We start from the raw sequence: 21,299 nt of genomic DNA on the forward strand, positions 1-21,299 counted from the left end.
TCGAGCCTGGGACAATGGCACGGTGACTGACGAGACGAGCGACGCGACCGACCTCGAGACGGGCCTCGAGACCGACCCCGACGCCGGACCCGGCTCGGCACCCGACGCAGGTGTCGACCCCGAGCTCGACCCCGACGCCGCGCTCGACGGCGAGGGCCAGCACGTCGTCGACCTCACCGAGACCGAGGAGGACCGCCGGGCCGCCGAGGTCATGCGCGCGGGCCTCGAGGGCTACGACCTCGACGACGAGGACGCCGCGCTCCTGTCGGGGGTGCGCGAGCTGACCCCCGACGAGCTGCCGGACTCCGTGCTGCCGGTGCTCGCCGTCGTGGGCCGGCCGAACGTCGGCAAGTCGACGCTCGTGAACCGCGTGCTCGGGCGGCGCGAGGCCGTCGTGCAGGACACCCCCGGCGTGACGCGCGACCGCGTGCGGTACCGCGCCGAGTGGGCCGGGCGGCCGTTCATCCTCGTGGACACCGGCGGCTGGGAGCACGACGCGCGGGGCATCGGCGCGCGCGTGGCCGAGCAGGCGGAGATCGCCGTCGAGCTCGCGGACGCCGTGGTGTTCGTCGTCGACGCGACCGTCGGGCCGACCGACACCGACGAGCGCGTGGTGCAGGTGCTGCGGCGCTCGGGCAAGCCGGTGCTCCTCGTGGCCAACAAGGTCGACAGCCCCCGCGACGAGGCCGACGCGGCCACGCTGTGGTCCCTCGGGCTCGGGGAGCCGTACCCCGTCTCCGCGCTGCACGGCCGCGGCAGCGGCGACATGCTCGACGCCGCGACGGCGCTCCTGCCCGACGTGACGGCCGTCGGCGGCGTGCCGACCACCGGCCCGCGGCGCGTCGCCCTCGTCGGCAAGCCGAACGTCGGCAAGTCCAGCCTGCTCAACGCCGTCACGGGCACCGACCGCGTCGTGGTCGACGACGTCGCCGGCACGACGCGGGACCCCGTGGACGAGCTCGTCGAGGTCGGCGGTCGGCCGTGGGTGTTCGTCGACACCGCCGGCATCCGCCGCCGCGTGCACCAGACGCAGGGCGCGGACTTCTACGCCTCGCTGCGCACGCAGGCCGCGATCGAGAAGGCCGAGGTCGCCGTCGTCGTGATCGACGCGAGCCAGCCCATCGCGGAGCAGGACATCCGCGTGGTGCAGAACGTCGTCGACGCGGGCCGCGCGCTCGTGGTCGCGTACAACAAGTGGGACCTCGTGGAGGAGGAGCGACGCTTCTACCTGGAGCGGGAGATCGAGCGCGAGCTCGTCCAGATCACCTGGGCGCCGCGGGTGAACTTCTCCGCGCTCACCCGCTGGCACGTGGACCGACTCGGCAAGCACCTCGCGACGGCGCTGGAGGGGTGGGAGACGCGCGTGCCCACCGGCCGTCTCAACGCCTTCCTCGGCGAGCTGGCCGCGGCGCACCCGCACCCCGTGCGCGGCGGGAAGCAGCCGCGCATCCTGTTCGGCACGCAGGCCGACACCCGCCCGCCGCGGTTCGTGCTGTTCGCGACCGGCTTCCTCGAGGCCGGCTACCGCCGGTTCATCGAGCGACGCCTGCGGGAGGAGTTCGGCTTCGTGGGGTCGCCGATCGAGATCTCGGTCCGCGTGCGGGAGAAGCGGCGCCGCGACCGCTGAGCGCCGGCCTCGGCCCGCACTCGGCTCGACGTCAACGGCGCGCTCGGCTGCACCGGGCAGCCGGGCGGTGCGCCGACTGCCGACGGTGCACGGACACGCACCCGAGACGGCGTGACGCCCGACGGCGAACCGTCGGGCGTCACGAGGCGTCAGTCCGGCGTCGCGCCGGACAGGACGACGGTCGTCAGCCCGCGAAGCCGTTCTCGCTGAGCCAGTCGGCCGCGATGTCGGCCGCCGAGCGCTGCTGGTCCACGCTCTCGACGTTGAGGGCGACGAGGCCCTCGGGCGTGAGCGCGGCGCTCACCGGGTTGAGCACCTCGCCGAGCGCGTCGGCGAGGTCCGCCTGCACGAGCGGGACGACGTTGGACGCGAGGAAGAGGCCCTCCGGGTCCTCGAGGGTGACGAGGTCCTCGCTCGCGATCCGCGGGTCGGCGCTGTAGACGTTGGCGATGTTCACCGATCCCGCGACGAGCTCGTCGACCGTGGTGTCGCCGGTGGGGGAGAACTGCACCGTGACGCCGTACACCGACTCCAGCCCGGTCGGTCCGTAGGGACGCTCGGCGAGCTCGGGCTGGCCGCCCAGGATGAGCGGCACGTCGACCCCGGCGAGGTCGGCGATCGACGTGAGCGAGTGCTCCTGCGCGAACGCGGACGTCACGTTGTAGGAGTCCTGGTCGGTCGCGGGCGACGGGTCGAGCACGGCGAGGCCGTCCGGCAGCACGCCGGCGAGGGCGGCCTCGACGTCGGCCGCCTTCGTGGCGGTGGTGTCCGGGTCGAAGTACTGCAGCAGGTTGCCGGTGTACTCCGGGAACACCTGGACCTCGCCGTTCTCGATCGCGGGGATGTACGCCTCGCGCTGGCCGATCCGGAACTGCCGCTCGACCGTCCAGCCGGCCTGCTCGAGCGCCTGCGCGTAGATCTCGGCGACGATCTCGTTGGAGTAGTAGTCCTGCGAGCCGACGACGACGGTCTGGCCCGAGGCGCCTCCGCTCGCGGTCGTCTCGCCGGTGGGGGACAGGGGCGTCTCGTCGGCGGAGCCGGCGTCGAGGGGGTCGCCGGAGGAGCATGCGGCGAGCGCGAGCACGGCGAGCCCGGACGCGGCGAGAGTGAGTCCGCGCGTGAGTCGGCGGGGCGTGGTGCGGGTCATGGGTGCGCCTTTCGGTGGGTCAGACGGATGGGCGGACGAGGCTGGACGGGGACGGGGCTCGGACGGGGACGAGGCTGGACGGGGACGGGGCTCGGACGGGGGGTCATGCGGGTACCGCGGCCGTGGCCATGCGCACGCCGCGTGGCACGGCGAGGCGCTGCGCGACGGCGAGCACGCCGTCGAGCACGAGGGCGAGGGCCGCCACGAGGATGGCGCCCGCGAGCATGCGGGCGTAGTCGCCGAGGCGCTGCCCGGCGATGAGGTAGGTGCCCAGGTTGGGCAGCCCGATGAACGCGGCGATCATCACCGTCGACACGACCTGCAGGCTCGCGCCGCGCACGCCGCCGAGCAGCAGGGGCAGGCCGAGGGGCACCTCGACGCGCCAGAGCCGTTGCCACCCGGTCATGCCGACGCCTCGGGCGGAGTCGAGCGTGCCGCGCGGGATCGCGTCGATGCCGGCGTAGGCGCCGGCGAGGATCGGCGGGATCGCGAGCAGCACGAGCACGACGACGGTGGCGACCTCCTTGAGCCCGACGCCGAGCACCAGCACGAGGAACGCCAGCAGGCCCAGCGACGGCAGGGCCCGCGCCGCCCCGGCGAGGGCGACGGCGAACGAGCGGCCGTGCCCCGTGTGCCCGATCGCCCAGCCCGCGGGGGCGGCCACGGCGCACGCGAGGACGAGCGCGAGGAGCGTGTAGGTCAGGTGCGCGAGCGTGAGGGTGGGGATCCCGAAGGGCCCGGTCCAGTTCGCCGGGTCGGTGAGCCAGGCGAGCGCGTCGGCGAAGAGGTTCATGCGGTGGCGACCGCCCGTTCGGCGCGCAGCCACGGCATGAGGACACGGCCCGCGAGCTGCAGCAGCACGTCGAGCAGCAGCGCGAGCAGCGCGGTGAGCACCACGCCGGTGAGAACCTCGGGGACGATCCGGCGCTGCAGGCCGTCGGTGAACAGCGAACCGAGGCTGCTCACCCCGATCAGCGCGCCGACGGTCACCATGCTCACGGTCGAGACGGTCGCGACGCGCAGGCCCGCGAGCAGCACCGGCCCGGCGAGCGGGAGCTGGACGGCGAGGAAGATGCTCGTGCCGTTGTAGCCGATCGCCCGCGCACTCGCGACGGCGTCGGGCGGCACCGACTCCAGCGCCTCGGTGACCGTGCGCACGAGCAGCGCGAGCGCGTAGAGCGTGAGGGCGATGATGACGTTGAGGTCGGACAGGTACGGGATGCCGAGCATGGGCGGCAGCAGCACGAAGAGCGCGAGCGACGGGATCGTGTAGAGCAGGCCGGCCAGCCCGAGCAGCGTGCCGCGCAGCGGGGGCACGCGGTGCGCGAGGGCGCCGAGGGGGAGCGCGAGCAGGAGCGCGACGGCGACCGGGACGATCGCGAGGCGGGCGTGGGCGATCGTGAGCTGCCCGAGCAGCCCGAGGTTGTCCAGGGCCCACCTCATGGTGCCTCGTCGGTGAGCACCCCGAGCGGGCGGTCCCGTCCGTCGACGACGAGGCGCACGCCGTCGCGCTCGTCGACGCGCAGGCGACGGTCGCGCCGGTGCGCGCCCACGAAGGCGGCCACGAACTCGTTGGCGGGCGCCGCGAGCACGTCCGCCGGCGTGCCGCGCTGCTCGACGTGGCCGCCGCGGCTGAGGATGACGACCTCCTCGCCGAGCAGGAACGCCTCCTCGACGTCGTGCGTGATGAACAGGATGGTGCGCGACAGCTCGCGCTGGATGCGCAACAGCTCGTGCTGCAGCTCGCCGCGGACCACCGGGTCGACGGCGCCGAACGGCTCGTCCATGAGCAGCACGTCGCCCTCGGCGGCGAGGCCGCGCGCCACGCCGACCCGCTGCTGCTGCCCGCCGGAGAGCTGCGCGGGGTAACGGTCGGCGAGCTCGGGGTCGAGCCCGACGAGCTCGAGGAGCTCCAGGGACCGGGACCGCGCCGCGGCCCGGTCGCGCCCGGCGAGCCGCGGCACGACGGCGACGTTCTGCGCCGCCGTGCGGTGCGGCAGGAGGCCGGAGTTCTGCATGACGTACCCGACGCTGCGGCGCAGGGCGACGGGATCGCGCCCGGCGACGTCCTCGCCGTCGAGCAGCACGCGACCCAGGGTCGGGTCGACCATCCGGTTGACCATCCGCAGCAGCGTCGTCTTGCCGCAGCCCGACGAGCCGACCAGGACGGTCGTGGTGCCGCGCGGCACGACCAGCGAGAAGTCGTCGACGGCGGCGCCCGACGCGCCCGAGTAGCGCTTCGTGACCCCCTCGAACTCGATCACGCGCGGACCTGCGCGCTCTGGCGACCCACCTGCTCGAGCATCCGCAGCCAGACCTCCGAGAGGGTGGGGTAGGAGGGCACCACGTGCCAGAGCCGGTGCAGCGGGACCTCGCCCACCACGGCCACCGTGGCGGCGTGGACCATCTCGGCGACGTCCTGGCCCACGAAGGTGGCGCCGAGCACGACGTCACGCTCGGCGTCGAGCACGAACCGCGCCGCGCCGGTGTAGCCCTCGGCGTGCACGGTCGCCCCGGCGATGGCGCCGAGGTCGAGGTCGACCACGCGGACCGGCAGCCCGGCCTCCTCTGCCTGCGCGGCGGTGCGTCCGACGGCGGCGACCTCGGGGTCGGTGAAGACGACCTGGGGCACGACGGCGTGGTCGGCGGTCGCGACGTGGCGCCCCCATGGTCCGTCGTCCAGCGGCGCGCCCGTGGCGCGCGCGGCGATCGCGTCACCCGCGGCCCGGGCCTGGTACTTGCCCTGGTGCGTGAGGAGCGCACGGCCGTTGACGTCGCCGACGGCGTAGAGCCAGTCGGTGCCGTCCACGAGCATCGTGTCGTCGACCTGCGGAGCCTCGTCCTGCGCGAGGCCGACGCTCGCGAGGCCGAGGTCCCGCGTGCGGGGGCGGCGGCCGGTCGCGGCGACCACGCGGTCGACGGCGAGGACTGCGCCAGCGCTCCCTGCGCCGTCCAGCGTGAGGTGCGCGGCGCCGTCGTCGCCCGCCGTCGCGTCGGTGACGGCCGTGCCCAGGCGCAGGTCGACGCCGGCGGCGCGCAGGGCGTTGGCGACGAGCTCGCCGGCGACGGGCTCGTGGGAGGGGAGCAGGCGGTCCCCGCGGACGAGCAGGGTGACCTGGGAGCCGAGGGCCGCGTACGCCGTCGCGAGCTCGCAGCCCACCACGCCGCCACCCACGACGGCGAGGCGCGGCGGGATCGCGGTGGCGCGCACCGCCTCGCGCGAGCCCCAGACCTCCACGCCACGCAGCACGGGCGGCACGACCGGCTCGGAGCCGGTGGCCAGGGCGACGGCGTGCCGCGCCTCGAGCGTCTCGACCTCGCCGTCGGCCCGGGTCACGCGGACGCGCCGCTCGCCGTCGAGCGCCCCGTGCCCGCGGACCAGCGTGATGCCCGCGCCCTCTAGCCACTCGACCTGGCCGGAGTCGTCGCCGTGCGCCGCCGCGGCCTCGCGGAACGCGAGGGCGGCGGGGACGTCGATCGAGCCCACCGCCTCGCGGGCGCCCGGCACGCGCCGCGCGGCCGCGAGCGCGTTGCCCGGGCGCAGGAGCGCCTTGGTGGGCATGCACGCCCAGTAGGAGCACTCGCCGCCAACGAGCTCGGCCTCCACGATCGCGCAGGTCAGGCCGCCCTGCACCGCCCGATCGGCCACGTTCTCGCCCACCGGGCCGGCACCGATCACCACCACGTCGAACGTCCGTACGATCACCGTCGACACTGTACGGCCCGCCGCCGACAACGGGAACACCTGAGGGGGTGCCCGGGTTGGCCCAGAGGTGAAGCTCAGCGTGCTCGACCTCATCCCCGTCCGGACCGGCCAGACCACCTCCCAGGCGCTGAGCGCCTCGGCGGCGCTCGCGCGGCTCGCCGACGACGCCGGCTACACGCGCTTCTGGGTGGCCGAGCACCACAACATGCCCGCCGTCGCCTCGACGGTGCCGGGCGTGCTCATCGCGTACCTCGCCCAGGGCACGCACCGGATCCGGTTCGGCTCGGGCGGCGTGATGCTGCCCAACCACACCGCGCTCGCGATCGCCGAGCAGTTCGCGCTGCTCGAGGCGATGCTGCCCGGCCGGGTCGACCTCGGGATCGGGCGGGCTCCCGGGTCGGACCCGGTCACGGCCTACCTCCTGCGCGGGGGTCAGCAGCCCGAGGACGCCTTCGTGCAGGACGTGACGCTCGCGCGCGAGCTGCTGGGCGGGGGAGACGCGGCGGCCGGGGACGCCGTCGCCCTCTCGATCGGTGGCCGGCCGTTCGCCGTGCGTCCGACGCCGCTCGCGACCTCGGGTCCGACGCTGTGGCTGCTCGGGTCCTCGGGCTTCTCGGCCGACCTCGCGGCGCGGCTCGGGCTGCCGTACGTGTTCGCCAACCACTTCGGGATGCCCGGGCTCGCCGACGCGCTCGCGCGCTACCGGACCGCCTACCAGCCCTCCGCGGCGCACCCGGAGCCGACCTCGCTGCTGCCCGTCAACGTGGTGGTGGCCCGCACGACGGCCCAGGCCGAGGCCTGGGCGGGCCCGCAGCTCGTCCAGATGGTGCGGCTGCGCACCGGTGCACCGCTGCTGCCGCAGCTCACGGTCGAGGAGGCGGCCGCCTACCCGTGGACCGAGGCCGAGGCGTCGATCCGCGACGCCGTGCGCGCGCACTGGTTCGTGGGTGCGGTGTCCGACGTCGTTCCTCGCCTGGCGTCGGCGGCCGCCGACGCCGGGGTCGACGAGGTGATGGTGGTGCCCGCCGCCGGGGCGAGCGCCGAGGACGCGCTGGACGCCGCGCCGGGGCGCGCGGAGACGCTCACGCTGCTCGCCGAGGCGCTGCTGGGCTGACCGCTCGCGGCTCACGGGTGGCGCACGGGCGGCGCCGGAGGGCACACCGTGCGGCGCCGTGCGGCGCCGTGCAGTGCAGTTCGGTGCAGTGCAGTGGAGTGCCCGGCGCGAGTCACACCCGCAACACACCCGCCTCACCTTCAGGAAACATCGCCTCGGTTCACTGGCGCGATGGACCTCACCGCCGTGCGCGAGTACCGCGTCGCTCGGACCCGGGCGGACCTCGCGCTGGCGCCCGGCGAGGCGCTGCTGGCGGGCGGGACCTGGCTGTACTCCGAGGCGAACACCCACGTCACGGGCCTGGTCGACCTCACCGGCATGGACTGGGTCCCGTACGAGCGGACGCCTGACGGGCTCACGGTGGCCGCGACGTGCACGATCGCCGAGCTCCTGCGCGCCGCCCCCGATCCGGCGTGGCGTGCGTGGCCGCTCCTGGACGACTGCGCGAACGCGCTTCTCGCGTCCTGGAAGGTCTGGAACGTCGCGACGGTCGGCGGGAACGTCGCCCGATCGTTCGCCGCGGGAGCGCTCATCGCCTGGGCGGTCACCCTGGACGCCCAGGCCCTGGTCTGGCGAGCCGATGGGACCGAGGCGCGGCTCGCCGTCGAGCATCTCGTCACGGGCAACGGGACGAACGCGCTCGACGGCGGTGTGCTGCGCGCGCTCGAGGTCCCCGAGCGAGCCCTGCGCGGGCGCACCGCGCTGCGCAAGATCGCGCTCAACGCGCTCGGGCGGTCGGGTGCGGTGGTGACCGGTCGCGCGGACGACGACGGTGCGCGCACGTACGTGGTGACGGGCGCCGTCGAGCGTCCGGCGGTGCTGCGCTACCCGAGCGCGGTCCCGGCCGACCGGCTGCGCACCGACGTCGACGCACTCGCGGGTTGGTTCACCGACGCCCACGGGTCCGCGGACTGGCGACGCGCGGTCGCGGCCGAGCTGGCCGTGCGGGTGCGCGCGGACCTCGAGGACGCCTCATGAGGCTCGAGGTCGACGGCGCGGTCCACGACGCGACGCCCGCCCCCGGCCAGTGCCTGCGCACGCTGCTGCGCGACCTCGGGCACAGCGAGGTCAAGAAGGGCTGCGACGCGGGGGACTGCGGGGCGTGCACCGTACTGCTCGACGGCACGGCCGTGCACTCCTGCCTCGTGCCGGCGCAGCGCGCGGCCGACCGCACCGTGACGACGGCGGGCGGGCTCGCGTCGGGGGACGCGCTGCACCCCGTGCAGGAGGCCTTTGTCGAGCGGTTCGCGTTCCAGTGCGGGTTCTGCACGCCAGGGCTGGCGGTCACCGCGTCGCAGCTCACCCACGCCGACCTGCCCGACCTCGACCGCCGGCTCAAGGGCAACCTGTGCCGCTGCACGGGGTACCGGGCGATCCGGGAGGCGGTGACGGCCGGCGTCGCGCGGGCGTCGGGCTGCGCGGGGGCGTGCGGGACGTGCCCCGGGGCAACCCCCACGACGGCGGGCCGGCCGGACGCGGACCACGTGTCGTCCGCGCCGACACCGGCCACGGCGTCCGCGCCGGACACGATCGCCGTGCCCACGAGCGCCTCGACACCCACCTCGCCCGCGCCGCCCCACGCGGTCGGCGCGTCCGTCCGCCCGGGCCCGGGCCGCCGGGTCGTGCAGGGCCGTGAACCGTTCACGCTCGACGAGCTGCCCGCCGGCGTGCTGCACCTCGCGGTGCTCGGCAGCCCGCACGCGCACGCGCGCATCCGCGCGATCGACACGGCGCGCGCGGCGGCGCTGCCCGGCGTCGTGCTCGTGCTCACGCACGAGGACGCGCCGGACGTGCGCTACTCCAGCGCGCGGCACGAGCACCGCACCGACGACCCCGACGACACCCGCCTGCTCGACGACGTCCTGCGGCACGTCGGCCAGCGGGTCGCCGCGGTGGTCGCCGACACCCTCGCCACCGCACGCGCCGCCTGCGCGCTCATCGAGGTCGAGTACGAGGTGCTGCCCGCCGTGTTCGACGTCGACGCGGCGCGCGCCCCCGGCGCGCCGGTCCTGCACGCCGGCCGCACGCCCGCGGACCGCGTCGACGACGCCGCACGCAACGTCGTGCTCTCGTTCGGCGGCGAGCGGGGCGACGTCGACGCGACGCTCGAGGCGAGTGACGTCGTCGTCGGCGGGGTCTGGCGCAGCCAGCGGCAGACGCACGCCCAGCTCGAGACGCACGCGAGCGTGGGCTGGCTGGACGAGGACGGCCGCCTCGTCATCCGCACGTCGAGCCAGGTCCCGTTCCTCACCCGCGACGAGCTCTGCCACGTGTTCGGCCTCGAGCCGGACCGCGTGCGGGTCTTCACCGCGCGGGTCGGCGGCGGGTTCGGCGGGAAGCAGGAGATCCTCACCGAGGACCTCGTGGCGGCCGCCGTGCTGCGCCTGGGGCGGCCGGTCGTGTACGAGATGACGCGCGAGGAGGAGTTCCTGCGCACGTCGCTGCGGCACCCGTTCACGGTGTCGGTGCGGCTCGGGGCGCGCCGGGACGGCACGCTGACCGCGATGGACGTGGAGGCGGTCTCGGACACCGGCGCCTACGGCAACCACTCCCGCGGGGTGCTCTTCCACGCGTGCGCCGAGTCGATCAGCCTGTACCGCGCCGACGCCAAGCGTGTGCGCGGCGAGGCGGTCTACACGAACAACCCGCCGTCGGGCGCCTTCCGCGGCTACGGCCTGGGACAGGTGATCCTCGCCGTCGAGGGTGCGCTGGACCTCCTCGCCCTGGAGCTGGACCTCGACCCGTTCGAGCTGCGTCGGCGCACCTCGGTGCGCGAGGGCGACCCGCTGCTGACGTTCGAGCCCGACCCGGACCCCGACCTGCTCTACGGCAGCTACGGACTGGACCAGTGCCTCGACCTCGCGCAGGAGGCCCTCGCCGGCCCGGACGACGTGCCGGCCCCGCCCGGCTGGCTCGTCGGCGAGGGCATGGCCACGGCGCTGATCGCCACGATGGCGCCGCGCGGGCACCGCAGCGAGGCCACCGTCTCGGTCGACGGCGAGGGCCGGTACCTCATCCGGGTGGGCACCACCGACTTCGGTCAGGGCACCGTGACGGTGCACCGGCAGATCGTGGCGGAGGCGTTGGGCGCCGACCCCGCGCAGGTCGACGTGCGCCACTCCGACACCGACGCCTCGGGCTACGACACCGGGGCGTTCGCCTCGGCGGGCATCACGGTGGCGGGCAAGGCCGTGCACGCCGCGGCGACGGTGCTGCGGGTGCGGCTCCTCGAGATCGCGGCGGTCACCACCGGCGTCCCGGTGGCCGAGTGCTCGATGGCGCTCGACGGCGTGCGGACCACGGTCGGCACCGTGCCGTTCGCGGTGCTCGTCCGGCACGCGCCGGCCAGCGAGCGGGACGCGCACGGCGTCGTGGGGCGCGGCGTGGAGAACGGGGACGTGCGCTCGGTGGCGTTCAACGTGCACGCGCTGCGCGTGGCCGTCGACCCCGCGACCGGCGAGGTGCGCGTGTTGCGCAGTGTGCAGGCCGCCGACGCCGGCACCGTGATGAACCCCGAGCAGTGCCGGGGTCAGGTGGAGGGCGGCGCGGCGCAGGGGTACGGCAGCGCGCTGTGGGAGGAGGTCACGATCGAGGACGGCCGCGTGCTGACGGCGGCCTTCCGCAACTACCGGGTGCCGCAGCTCGCCGACGTGCCGCGCACGCACGTGCTGTTCGCGCAGACCTCGGACTCGCTCGGGCCGTACGGGGCCAAGTCGATGAGCGAGTCGCCGTTCAACCCGGTCGCGGCCGCGGTGGGGAACGCCATCTCGCGCGCGATCGGGGTGCGGGTGACGCAGGCGCCGTTCAGCCGCGACCGGGTCTGGCGGGCGATGCGGGACGAGTCCGCCGCGCGTTCCGGCGCGGACGTCCAGTCGCTCTGACTCCTGGCCCGGTCACATTGACTGGTCGCCCGTGCACATTGACTGGCCAGATCGCCACCGGGACGGTTCGCGGGCGCGTTCTCGCAGGTCGCGGTGCGGCGCCGCCGGTTCGACCAGTCAATGTGCACGGGCGACCAGTCAATGCGTACGGACGAGCTCCCCGTGGATCGCGCCGACCCCGCACGACAGCGGCCCGCCGCCCCGTCCGTGCGCGCACGCCACGACCTCCGCGACGATCGACAGCGCCGTCTCCGCAGCCGTCCGCCCGCCCAGATCCAGCCCGATCGGCCCCCGCAGCAGCGCGATCCGCTCGGGCGGCACGCCGGCGTCGCGCAGCAGCGCGACGCGCCACGCATGCGTGCGCCGCGATCCGAGCGCCCCGACGTACCCGAGGTCGCGCCCGAGCGCCTCGACCAGCAGCGGCACCTCCGCGCCCTCGTCGTGGCTGAGCACGCAGACCCCGGTCCGCGCGTCGGTGGGCGTGGCGCGAAGGTGCTCGACCGGTCGGGCGAGCACGAGCTCGTCCGCGTCCGGCAGTCGCTCGGGGCGCAGGAACGCCGCCCGCGGGTCGCACACCGAGACGCGGTAGCCGAGCCGGCGCCCGAACGCCGCGAGCTCTCCCGCCACGTCGGTCGCGCCGTACACGAGCAGCGCGGGCGGTGCGCCCCGCCCGACCACCAGCGCGGAGCCGCCGTCGGGCAGGGCGACGAGGCGCGCGCCCGGCGCCGGCTCGCCCAGGCCGAGGCGGGCCGGGGTGCTCAGGTGCGCGGCGCCGTCGTGCATCACGAGCGCGAGCGACGCCGCGCCGCCGGACGCGGCCGCCGCGAACGCCGCCCGCATGTCGGCAGGCAGGTCGGGGTCCAGGCGCACGACGGCGACCCCCACCACGCCCCCGCACGTCAGCCCCAGCGAGACGGCGCGGTCGGCGTCCCAGCCGTAGGAGCAGGTCGCCGGCAGGTCCGCGGTCGATCCCGCGCCGAGCCCGAGCGCGTCCATGGCACGCGTCACCACGTCGGCCTCGACACACCCGCCCGACACGTTGCCCACCACCTCGCGGGGCCCGACGGCGAGCCACGGGTCGAGCGGTTCGCTCGCCGTCGCGGCGCGCGCCGCGTACTCCACCGGTGGCAGCACGAGCATCGACGTCCCGACCGGGTGCGGCGCGCTCCCGTCCACCCCGATCACGACGGCGAGCGCGAGGCTGCGCCCGGCGTCCAGCTCGGCGAGGACCCGCGCCGCGTGGTCGAGCACGTCAGCGCCCGGGTCGCAGCATGCCGAGCTGGGCCAGGACGAGGTTCTCCACGACCTGCGCGAGCGCGTAGAGCGCGAGCGCCGCGAGGGTGACGACCACGACGCCGGCCCAGAGCAGGTCGAACTGCACCTGGCTCGCAGCGCGGTTGATCGTGCCGCCGAGGCCGTCCCCGGTGGCGAGCCACTCCGCGAGCAGTGCGCCCGTGATGGCACCCGGCACCGAGATCCGGATCGACGCGAACAGCGACGGCATCGCGGCCGGGATCGACACCTTGCGCACCATGGCCCAGCTCGAGCCGCCGTAGACCTCGACGACGTCGTGCAGCGCGGGCGGTGCGGCCTTGAGCCCGGCGACCACGTTGACGAGTGCCGGGAACACCACGACGATCCCGCCGATCACGGCCACCGTCGCCACGCCGCGGCCGAAGATCATGATGATGACCGGCGCCATCGCGATGAGCGGCACGGAGCGCAGCAGCATCGCGACCGGCATGAGCGTCTGCTCCACGGGCCGGAACAGGACGAACAGCACGGCGCCCACGACGGCCGCGACGAGACCCGTGACGAACCCGATGAAGGCGTGGTTGAGCGTGATCCCGAGCGCGTCCATCACGACGGCGCGGTTCTCGGCGGCGTCGGGTTCGGTGAACAGGAACTGGACCACGTCCAGGGGCGACTTCGCGACGTAGGAGCTGAGGTCGAGCAGCACGATCGCGCCCCACCAGATCACCACGACCGTCACGAGCGTGCCGAGGAACGTCAGGAGGCTGCGGCCGATCGCGCGCAGCAGGGCGCGACGAGCGGCGGACTGGGCGGGCTCCGGGTCGCTGGGACGCGGCCGCGGCTCGGGGACGCGCGTCGGCTGCGCCGCGGCGCCCGGCGGGCTCGTCGTCGTCATGCTGCCCGCCCCCTCGACCACGGGGCGACGAACCGCTGGACGAGGCCGAACAGCAGGTAGCCGACCATCGCGACCGCGCCGGACGCGAGGGCCAGTCCCCACAGCCGCGCGGCGTCGAGCGTGTTCTGCGCGTTGATCATCGCCGGGCCGATACCGAGGTCGACCTTGCCGAAGTACTCCCCGAGGATCGCGCCGAGGAACGCGGCCGGCACGGCGATCTGCAGCGCCGTGAGGATGTGCGGCAGGGCCGCGATGACGCGGACCTTCACGAGCTGGGTGAAGCGCGACCCGCCGTACACGGTCACGACGTCGAGCGCGGCCTGGTCGGCCGCCTTCAGTCCCAGCAGGCTGCCCACCACGGTGGTGAAGAACACCGAGAGCGCTGCGAGGAAGATCGCCGTGGGGGAGGGCTGCCCGCTCGGCGGTGCGCCGAGGATGATCACGACGAGCCCGCCGATCGCGACGATCGGGATGCAGTAGGTGAGGGTCGCGAGCTGCATGACCGCGCCCTCGAGTCGCGGCGCGACGAGCACGAGCGCGGCCGCCGCGAGCGCGAGGCCGTTGCCCCACAGGAAGCCGATCGCCGCCTCCTGCAGCGTGACCGAGAAGTTGCGCGCGTAGAAGGACCAGCCGTCGCTCGCCCAGCCGGCCACGACCTCGGGCGGGGTCGGGATCGGGGCGGCCTCGCCCGGGCCGACTCCAGTGAGCACGACGGCGGCCACGAGCCACCAGACGCCGACCAGCACGACGGCGCCGGCGAGGCCCGTGAGCACCGAGCGGACGGCGCCCCCGCTCGGGCGAGCGGGGCGTGGGGGCGAGGCTGCGCCGTCGGGCGTCCCGCCGGTGGTCGTCGTGCCCGGCGAGGGCGGGCTGCCGGGGGGCGCGAGCTCAGTGGACATCGGCGGCGACCTTCCCGAAGAGGAGCTCGGAGGCGTGGTCGACGTGGGCGTGGAACTCGGGCGTGCGCTGCATCTCGGGCAGCCGCGGGCGGGGCAGGTCGATCGTCATGACCTCCTTGACCCGGCCAGGCCGCGCGGACATCACGGCGACCTGGTCGGACAGGAAGATCGCCTCGGAGATGCCGTGGGTGACCATGAGCGTGGTGGCGGGCTTCTCCGTCCAGATCCGCAGCAGCTCGAGGTTGAGGCGCTGGCGCGTCATGTCGTCGAGCGCGCCGAACGGCTCGTCGAGCAGCAGCACCGAGGGCTGCAGGATGAGCGAGCGCGCGATCGAGACGCGCTGGCGCATGCCACCGGACAGCTGCGCGGGCTTGGCCTTCTCGAACCCGGTGAGGCCGACGAGGTGAATCATCTCGGCGACGTAGTCCTTGTCCGGCTCAGCCCTGGCGACCTCGAACGGCAGCATGATGTTGGACCGGACGCTGCGCCACGGCAGCAGAGCCGAGTCCTGGAACGCGATGCCGAGCTCGTGGCCGCGGCGCAGCTCGGTCGGCGACTTGCCGTCCACGAGGATCGAGCCCGACGTCGGCTCCTCGAGCCCCGCGAGGATGCGCAGGATCGTGGACTTGCCGCACCCGGACGGGCCGAGGAGGGAGAGGAAGGACCCCTTCTCGGTGTGCAGGTGGGCCTCCTGGAGCGCCTGCACGGCCTTGGTGCCGAGCGCGAAGGTCTTGGACAACCCGTTGATCTGGACGCCGGTGCCGCCCGCGAAGGGCGGCACCGGCTCCATCGAGGCGTCCGCGCTCACTCTGCGTACGCCTTGAGGTCGGGGTTCTCCTCGTAGACCTCCTGCAGGAGCGAGAGGTCGAAGATGTCGCTCGCCTGGACGTCGAGCCCGGCGCCCGCGAGGCTGGCGACGGTCTCGGACTGCAGCTCGTCGGAGATCGTGAACAGGCCGTTGGCCTCGGTCTCGGGCGAGACGATGAGCCCGGCCTGCGCGGTTGCCGACAGTCCCTCGGTCTCGGCGTCCAGGCCGAGGTCGGCGCCGTAGGTGTCGACGGCGAGGCCGACCGCGGTGTCCTGGTCCTTGAGTGCGTCGGTCCAGCCCTTGATCTCGGCCACGAGGAACGCCTTGATCCGGTCGCGGTCGTTGGCGATCGCGTCGTCGGTCACGGTGAACGTCTCGGCCACGAACGGCAGGCCGTTGTCGGCGAACGGCAGGTTCGCCACCGAGAAGCCCTGGTGCTCGACGATCACGGACTCGTTGGTGAGGTAGGCGACGTAGCCGTCGACCTCGCCGTTGGTCAGCACGGACGCGTCGTACTGCACGGGCACGACCTCGACGCTGCTCGGGTCGATGCCGTTGGCGGCCAGCAGCGCCTGGAACAGGCTCGTGTTGGAGTCCTGGACGCCGATCTTCTTGCCGACCAGGTCCTCCGGCGTCGTGATGTTGCCGCCGTCGGTGAGGGACAGGATCGTGAACGGGTTCTTCTGGAACGTGGTGCCGACGATCTTGACCGGCGCGTCCTCGTTCGCGACGGCGGTGCCCACCGACACGGCGTCGGACAGCGCGACGTCGGCCGAGCCCGAGACGAGCTCGGCCACACCGGTGGACGGCCCGGCGACGAGGTTCACCGAGGAGAAGCCGGCGTCGGTGTAGTAGCCGTTCGTGTCGGCCATGTACTCGCCGAGGAACTCGATGTTCTTGATCCAGGAGAGCTGCACGGTCAGGTCGCCGTAGTCCGCGTCCCCACCGCTGGCCGCGTCGCTGCTGTCGCCGCTGCCGCAGGCGGTGAGGGCGAGGGCGGCGAGGGCGCCGGTGGCGGCGAGCGCCACGCGGCCGGTCAGGGTGCGACGGCGGGAGGGTGCGGTCATGGAAGGCCCTTTCAGCGGGGTCGTGGGGGCGCGTCGGGCCCCTGATCGCCGCGACGCTACGTCCGGGTCGTTTCGTGAGCCGCGCCCTGCGTGTTTCGGCGAGATGAGCGTCTGTTACGAGCAGGTGAAAGCTTGCAGAAATGGCCAGAAGTCTCTTGTGGCGGGGCCACGATGGGCGGCATGGCGCACACGAAGCGGGGTGACGACGTGGGCGAGGCCGCCCGGGGGACGGGCTCGGAGCACGTGCGCGAGCACGCCCCGACACGCCCGCTCGACCGCGTCGAGACGCGCCCGGGCCACGTCTACCGCGGACACGTCTTCCACGTCGCCGGCTCCCCGCGCGTGCAGGAGGCGGACGCGCACCTCGTGGCGATCACCGACGGCGCGGTCGCGGTGGGCGCGGACGGCCAGATCGCCTGGGTGGGGCAGTGGCGCGATCTCCCGATCGAGTACACGTCGTGGCGCGTCACCCGCGCGGGCTTCGTCCTGCCGGGCTTCGTCGACGCCCACGCGCACTTTCCGCAGACCTACTCCCAGGCGGCCCACGGCGGCGGACAGCTGCTCGAGTGGCTCGAGCAGTGCATCTTCCCGGCCGAGGCGCGCCTGGTCGACCCCGCGTTCGCCGAGCTCGTGGCCCGCGACTTCGTGGCCCGCCGGATCGCGACCGGCACGACGGCCGCGATGGTCTTCGGGTCCGCCTTCGCCGCGGCGCAGGACGCGCTCTACCGGACCTCGTTGGCCGCTGGCCTGCGCACCGTGAGCGGCCGCGGCATCCAGACGGTGGGACCGCCGGCGGCCGCGCCGCTGATCACGAGCGAGCGCGACGCCGTCGACCTCACCGCTCGCGAGATCACCCGCTGGCACGGCGCGGGGTCGGACGGCCGGTCCGCCCTCGTGCAGGTCGCGATCGTGCCGCGGTTCAGCCTGTCGACCACGGCGCACACGCTGGCCGCGCTCGGCGAGCTCTACGCATCCGTGAAGGACCAGGGCGTCTACGTGCACACCCACCTGAGCGAGAACAACCGCGCCGGCACGGGCGAGATCGCCGCGGTGCTCGGCACGTACGGGGTCGAGCGCTACCTCGACACCTACGACGGCCGGTTCCTGCCCGGCTCACGGCGCGGCGGCGAGAGCCTCCTGGGGCGGCGCACGATCATGGCGCACGCCGTGCACTGCCACGACGACGAGCTCGCCCGGATGCGCGACGCCGGCACGTCCGTGGCGCACTGCCCCACGTCGCAGCTGTTCCTCGGCTCCGGCACGATGCCGTGGCGGCGCACCGTGCGCTCGGGCGTCACAGTCGCGATGGGCACCGACGTCGGGGCAGGCGACGAGTGGTCGATCCCCGGCGTGCTCGCGGCCAGCTACGGGGTGCACCTGTCCGAGCCGGGGGAGGAGTCCGTCGCGATCGCCCCCGCGGAGCTGCTGTTCTCCGGCACGCTCGCCGGCGCGCGTGCCCTGGACTGCGAGGGCGTCTTCGGCAACCTCGACGTGGGCAAGGACGCGGACCTCGTGCTCGTGGACCCCACCCGCGTGCACGCCCTCGACATGACGCTGCGGTACGGCATCCGTGCCGACGACGAGGCGACGGCGCAGCGCCAGACGCTCTTCGCGCTGCTGCTGGGGCTGCACGAGGCGGCGATCAGCGGGGTCGTGGTGCGCGGGCGCCGACTCGAGCCCGCGGTCGATCCCGCGGTCGGGCTCGCGGAGAGCGGGGCGGCATGACCGACGGCGAGCGCGAGGTGGCCGGCCTCGTGCTCGCGGCGGGTGCGGGAACCCGGTTCGGCGGGCCGAAGGGCCTCGCGCGCGACGAGACGGGCGTGCCGTGGATCGTGTCGGCCTGCGTCACACTGCGGCTCGCCGGCGTGGGGCGGATCGGCGTGGTGGTCGGCGCGCGCGGGGAGGAGGTGGGCGCGCTCGTGCCCGAGGGCGCCGCCGTCGTCTGCGCGCCCGACTGGGAGGCGGGCGTCTCCGCGTCGCTGCGCGCCGGGCTCGCCTGGGCCGCGGACCTGCCCGCGGCCGTCCACGCGCTCGTGGTGACGCTCGCCGACCTCGTCGGCATGCCGCCGGCGGTGGTCACCGCCGTGATGCACGACGGCGTGGACTCCCACGTCCTGCGCCGTGCGGTCTACGAGGGCGAGCCCGGGCACCCGGTGCTGCTCGGGCGAGACAGCTGGGCGCCGACCGCGGCGGCCGTGACGGGTGACAAGGGCGCAGGTGCGTACCTCGCGCGAGCCGGGGTCGAGCGGGTCGAGGTGGCGCACCTGTGGCACGGGCGGGACGTCGACCTGCAGGCGGCGCGGGGCGTGAGCGACGCCGCTCCCGGCGTCAACGAGTCCGACGCGCTGACCGACAGTGACGGGCCGCTGCTGCCGTGAGGCGCGCGGCCTGAGACCTGCCTCTCGACGCGTGGCGTCACGGTGGGTGCCTCGGTCTGTGTAGACTGTCCGAGGCCCAGAACGCTCCGGCGCTGCGGGCCAGCGGGCTGTGGCGCAGCTTGGTAGCGCACTTGACTGGGGGTCAAGGGGTTTACCCCTCCCGGGCGGCCCAGAACAACTGAAAATCCATGCCACGGGCTGTGGCGCAGCTTGGTAGCGCACCTGACTGGGGGTCAGGGGGTCGCAGGTTCAAATCCTGTCAGCCCGACGTTAAGGCCCAGGTGAGAGTAGGTTTCTCGCCTGGGCTTCTTCGTGTCCGGGGGTCGTTTTCTGTGGTCCCCCTCTGGTCCCCCCGGCGCTCTCGCGGGCGGTCGCCTGTGGACGAACGGGGCGCCTCGAACCCGGCTCCTGTGGATAAGGGGACCAAAAGGGGACCAGAACGCTTCCGGGAGCACTCCCGAAGGGATCGGAGCGCATCACAGGCTCCTGGTCACGGGGCTGCTGCGCCGGGCGTGCTTGCGCTGTCCGGCGGCGGAGAGGAAGGCGTTGGCCTGCTCTGCGGCGGAGGCGAGGTGGCGGTCGCCGGGGTGCAGGTAGCCGCGGGTGGTCTCCATCGAGGCGTGCCCGAGGATGTCTTGGAGGACGTGCAGCGGGATGCCTGCGTCGGCCATCCAGGTCGCCCCGGTGTGGCGCAGCCCGTGCCGGGTGAGGTCGGGCAGTCCGAGCTTCGCCACGATGCCGTCCCAGTTGGTGGCGTCGCGGACGGTCGCGGTGGTGAGGTAGCCGCCTTTCGGCCCGACCAGCAGCGAGTCCTCGGGCTCCTTGCCTGCGGTGAGGCGTTCCAGCACTGGACGGAGCGGTTCCAGGATCGGCACGCGGCGTTCCTTGCGGCTCTTGGTCGGCTTGGTGACCAGTCCGCCCTTGCCGGGGAACACCTGCCTGCGGATCACCACGAGGTTCTTATCGAAGTCCACGTCCCCGACCTGCAACCCGGACACCTCCGAGGACCGGGCCGCGAGCAGCGCGGCGAGCATCACGAAGTCGCTGTAGGACTGGTGCACCTTCCCGCATGCGCGCGCGAGGCGGTTGAGGGTCTTCATGTCCGGGATCGCGTGCGCCCGTGGGTAGGCGTGTTCGGCCGCCTGCCCGCGGAAGGCGTTGCGGTTCAGGCTCCGCTGGGCGCGGTTCTTCGCGGGGTTGATCTGGATCAGCCCGTCCCGCACGGCTTCATCGAGCACCCGCACGAGCGGCGCGATGGTGTTCTTGATGGTCGAGGCGCCGTGGCGCTGTTCCCACTCGTCAATGGTGCGGTCGATGATGCCGGCGGTGATCTGGGTGACCGGCAGGTGCCCGAGCGCGGGCAGCACCCGCAGTTTCAGCCCATACCCGTAGGTCTCGCCCGTCGAGGTCGGGTCCAGGCCCCGCGCCCACCGGTCGCCGATGGAGGTGACGAACTCCAGCAGCGTCATGGACACGTCCATGCCCTTGGTCGAGGAGTTGCGGAGCTGGTCGAAGAACGCGTGTGCGGCGGCTTCGTCCCGCACGATCTCCGAGCGGATCACGCGGCGCTTGGTGGTCGGGTCGGTCCACCGGGCGCGGGCGCGAATGCCGTAGGAGCGGCGCTCCATGTCCGTGGAGACCTTCACGCCGATCGGCGGGACCGGCTTCGGCTCGGCGGTCGGCTGCGGCTCAGCTCTCCGGGGCATGGTCGTGTTCCAGCTCGCCCAGCCAGCGGTCCACGGCATCGAGCCGGTACCGGGCGATCCCGCCGAGGCGCAGGAACGGCGGCCCCGTGCTCGCGGACCGCCACCGCGACAGGGTGGATTCCGAGACCTTCAAGTACGCGGCGACCTCGCGGCTGTCCAGCAGCGGCGAGACGACCACTGCCTCGGTCTTGTCGCTCACGACAGTTCTCCGGTGTCGGGGTCGAGAAGGCGGTAGAAGGCTTCCTCGGCGTCGCGGCGGGCTTGGACGTCGGCCATGACGAACTCCACGAACTCGGCGTCGCGGTCGGTGATCGGGATGTCCTCGATTAGGTCGCCGGGTTCCTCGCCGGGCCAGACGGTCTGTCTGGTGGGGCGGTCGTGGTCGAGTCGGGTGCCGCAGGCGGCGACCCATTCGCGGAGCCGCTGGCGGGCGTCGGCGAAGTCGCGGTGCCAGCCGAGCGGTGCGCTGCCGTTCTGGTCGGGGTCGTAGGCGCAGAGCCAGTGAAGGTGCAGCGCGCTCAGCTCCCACAGCAGCTCGGGGTGCATGTGCCAGGCGGGCGGGATCACGGAGGCGGGGAGCCCGTAGGTGTGGCGCAGCCAGTCCACCCAGCGGTTGAGTTCCAGCCACTCGGCCTCGGCGTCCTCGGCACTCAGCAGGTTCCAGTTGATCGGGTGCGGTGGCTCGGCGATAAGCGGCTCGTCGTAGCCGTCGTCGTCCATCTCGTCAACATCCGAGTCGGGAACGTCGTTCGTCGTGGCGTCGCCGTGAGGTTCGTCGGACATGCTGGGCTCCTGTCTGCTCTCCGGCCCCGGTGGT

General features: G+C 74.0%; 19 protein-coding genes and 2 tRNA genes. 8 read left to right on the forward strand and 13 right to left on the reverse strand.

Annotation, left to right across the window (positions count from 1 at the left end; all coding sequences use genetic code 11):
• The first annotated feature begins 211 nt into the window (after nt 1-211).
• Complete coding sequence (gene der, locus AC3AQ1_RS00205; protein ID WP_108719850.1) at nt 212-1,627, forward strand: ribosome biogenesis GTPase Der; 1,416 nt, start codon at nt 212-214, stop codon at nt 1,625-1,627.
• A 184-nt stretch (nt 1,628-1,811) separates the two neighbouring features.
• On the opposite strand, the gene AC3AQ1_RS00210 is transcribed toward der, so the two are convergent.
• The 5 genes from AC3AQ1_RS00210 to AC3AQ1_RS00230 all read right to left on the reverse strand — a co-directional run bounded on the left by AC3AQ1_RS00210 (nt 1,812) and on the right by AC3AQ1_RS00230 (nt 6,480).
• Nucleotides 1,812-2,774: an ABC transporter substrate-binding protein gene (locus tag AC3AQ1_RS00210; protein WP_108717340.1), complete on the reverse strand. Its 963-nt coding sequence runs from the start codon at nt 2,772-2,774 to the stop codon at nt 1,812-1,814.
• 103 nt (nt 2,775-2,877) lie between these two features.
• On the reverse strand, nt 2,878-3,567 hold the full coding sequence (locus AC3AQ1_RS00215; protein WP_108719851.1) for an ABC transporter permease: 690 nt from the start codon (nt 3,565-3,567) through the stop codon (nt 2,878-2,880).
• Nucleotides 3,564-4,217, reverse strand: a complete 654-nt coding sequence (locus AC3AQ1_RS00220) for an ABC transporter permease (protein WP_108717341.1) — start codon at nt 4,215-4,217, stop codon at nt 3,564-3,566. The genes AC3AQ1_RS00215 and AC3AQ1_RS00220 overlap by 4 nt, the downstream gene beginning before the upstream one ends.
• Complete coding sequence (locus AC3AQ1_RS00225) at nt 4,214-5,038, reverse strand: ABC transporter ATP-binding protein (protein ID WP_108717342.1); 825 nt, start codon at nt 5,036-5,038, stop codon at nt 4,214-4,216. Before AC3AQ1_RS00225 ends, AC3AQ1_RS00220 begins: the two co-directional genes overlap by 4 nt.
• Complete coding sequence (locus AC3AQ1_RS00230; protein WP_234417596.1) at nt 5,035-6,480, reverse strand: dihydrolipoyl dehydrogenase family protein; 1,446 nt, start codon at nt 6,478-6,480, stop codon at nt 5,035-5,037. The genes AC3AQ1_RS00225 and AC3AQ1_RS00230 overlap by 4 nt, the downstream gene beginning before the upstream one ends.
• Before the next feature lie 67 nt (nt 6,481-6,547).
• On the opposite strand from AC3AQ1_RS00230, the gene AC3AQ1_RS00235 reads away from it, so the two are divergent.
• The 3 genes from AC3AQ1_RS00235 to AC3AQ1_RS00245 all read left to right on the forward strand — a co-directional run bounded on the left by AC3AQ1_RS00235 (nt 6,548) and on the right by AC3AQ1_RS00245 (nt 11,475).
• Entirely contained in the window at nt 6,548-7,594 is a 1,047-nt protein-coding gene (locus AC3AQ1_RS00235; protein ID WP_108717344.1) for an MsnO8 family LLM class oxidoreductase, read from the forward strand.
• 171 nt (nt 7,595-7,765) lie between these two features.
• Nucleotides 7,766-8,572, forward strand: coding sequence for an FAD binding domain-containing protein (locus AC3AQ1_RS00240; RefSeq protein ID WP_108717345.1), 807 nt, complete (start codon nt 7,766-7,768; stop codon nt 8,570-8,572).
• Nucleotides 8,569-11,475: a molybdopterin-dependent oxidoreductase gene (locus AC3AQ1_RS00245; RefSeq protein WP_108717346.1), complete on the forward strand. Its 2,907-nt coding sequence runs from the start codon at nt 8,569-8,571 to the stop codon at nt 11,473-11,475. The genes AC3AQ1_RS00240 and AC3AQ1_RS00245 overlap by 4 nt, the downstream gene beginning before the upstream one ends.
• A 138-nt stretch (nt 11,476-11,613) precedes the next feature.
• Here AC3AQ1_RS00245 and AC3AQ1_RS00250 read toward each other — a convergent pair whose 3' ends face one another.
• Genes AC3AQ1_RS00250 through AC3AQ1_RS00270 form a run of 5 tightly spaced genes read right to left on the reverse strand, consistent with a single transcriptional unit; the run spans nt 11,614 to nt 16,398 of the window.
• The gene (locus tag AC3AQ1_RS00250; protein WP_199916492.1) at nt 11,614-12,726 is read right to left on the reverse strand and encodes an XdhC family protein; all 1,113 of its coding nucleotides are present in this window, start codon (nt 12,724-12,726) and stop codon (nt 11,614-11,616) included.
• A gap of 1 nt (nt 12,727) precedes the next feature.
• Nucleotides 12,728-13,624, reverse strand: coding sequence for an ABC transporter permease (locus tag AC3AQ1_RS00255; protein ID WP_108719852.1), 897 nt, complete (start codon nt 13,622-13,624; stop codon nt 12,728-12,730).
• The gene (locus AC3AQ1_RS00260) at nt 13,621-14,523 is read right to left on the reverse strand and encodes an ABC transporter permease (protein WP_108717347.1); all 903 of its coding nucleotides are present in this window, start codon (nt 14,521-14,523) and stop codon (nt 13,621-13,623) included. Before AC3AQ1_RS00260 ends, AC3AQ1_RS00255 begins: the two co-directional genes overlap by 4 nt.
• Nucleotides 14,513-15,313, reverse strand: coding sequence for an ABC transporter ATP-binding protein (locus AC3AQ1_RS00265; protein WP_108719853.1), 801 nt, complete (start codon nt 15,311-15,313; stop codon nt 14,513-14,515). Before AC3AQ1_RS00265 ends, AC3AQ1_RS00260 begins: the two co-directional genes overlap by 11 nt.
• A 14-nt stretch (nt 15,314-15,327) precedes the next feature.
• A complete protein-coding gene (locus AC3AQ1_RS00270; protein WP_108717348.1) occupies nt 15,328-16,398 on the reverse strand; it encodes an ABC transporter substrate-binding protein in 1,071 nt (356 codons plus the stop codon).
• 180 nt (nt 16,399-16,578) lie between these two features.
• Between AC3AQ1_RS00270 and AC3AQ1_RS00275 the strand changes: the two genes are divergently transcribed.
• The 4 genes from AC3AQ1_RS00275 to AC3AQ1_RS00290 all read left to right on the forward strand — a co-directional run bounded on the left by AC3AQ1_RS00275 (nt 16,579) and on the right by AC3AQ1_RS00290 (nt 19,044).
• Complete coding sequence (locus tag AC3AQ1_RS00275; RefSeq protein ID WP_108717349.1) at nt 16,579-18,123, forward strand: amidohydrolase family protein; 1,545 nt, start codon at nt 16,579-16,581, stop codon at nt 18,121-18,123.
• Nucleotides 18,120-18,776, forward strand: coding sequence for a nucleotidyltransferase family protein (locus AC3AQ1_RS00280; protein ID WP_108717350.1), 657 nt, complete (start codon nt 18,120-18,122; stop codon nt 18,774-18,776). The genes AC3AQ1_RS00275 and AC3AQ1_RS00280 overlap by 4 nt, the downstream gene beginning before the upstream one ends.
• A gap of 103 nt (nt 18,777-18,879) precedes the next feature.
• Nucleotides 18,880-18,949, forward strand: a tRNA-Pro gene (locus AC3AQ1_RS00285).
• Between the two features lie 21 nt (nt 18,950-18,970).
• A tRNA-Pro gene (locus tag AC3AQ1_RS00290) sits at nt 18,971-19,044 on the forward strand.
• 208 nt (nt 19,045-19,252) lie between these two features.
• Here the strand turns inward: AC3AQ1_RS00290 and AC3AQ1_RS00295 are convergent.
• Genes AC3AQ1_RS00295 through AC3AQ1_RS00305 form a run of 3 tightly spaced genes read right to left on the reverse strand, consistent with a single transcriptional unit; the run spans nt 19,253 to nt 21,265 of the window.
• A complete protein-coding gene (locus tag AC3AQ1_RS00295) occupies nt 19,253-20,482 on the reverse strand; it encodes a tyrosine-type recombinase/integrase (RefSeq protein WP_108717351.1) in 1,230 nt (409 codons plus the stop codon).
• Nucleotides 20,466-20,681: a helix-turn-helix transcriptional regulator gene (locus AC3AQ1_RS00300; protein ID WP_108717352.1), complete on the reverse strand. Its 216-nt coding sequence runs from the start codon at nt 20,679-20,681 to the stop codon at nt 20,466-20,468. Before AC3AQ1_RS00300 ends, AC3AQ1_RS00295 begins: the two co-directional genes overlap by 17 nt.
• Nucleotides 20,678-21,265 carry a hypothetical protein gene (locus AC3AQ1_RS00305; RefSeq protein ID WP_108717353.1) on the reverse strand — a complete coding sequence of 196 codons (588 nt, stop codon included), beginning with the start codon at nt 21,263-21,265 and terminating at the stop codon, nt 20,678-20,680. Before AC3AQ1_RS00305 ends, AC3AQ1_RS00300 begins: the two co-directional genes overlap by 4 nt.
• Nucleotides 21,266-21,299: the final 34 nt, after the last annotated feature.

The sequence above is a fragment of the Miniimonas sp. S16 genome, assembly GCF_057748195.1.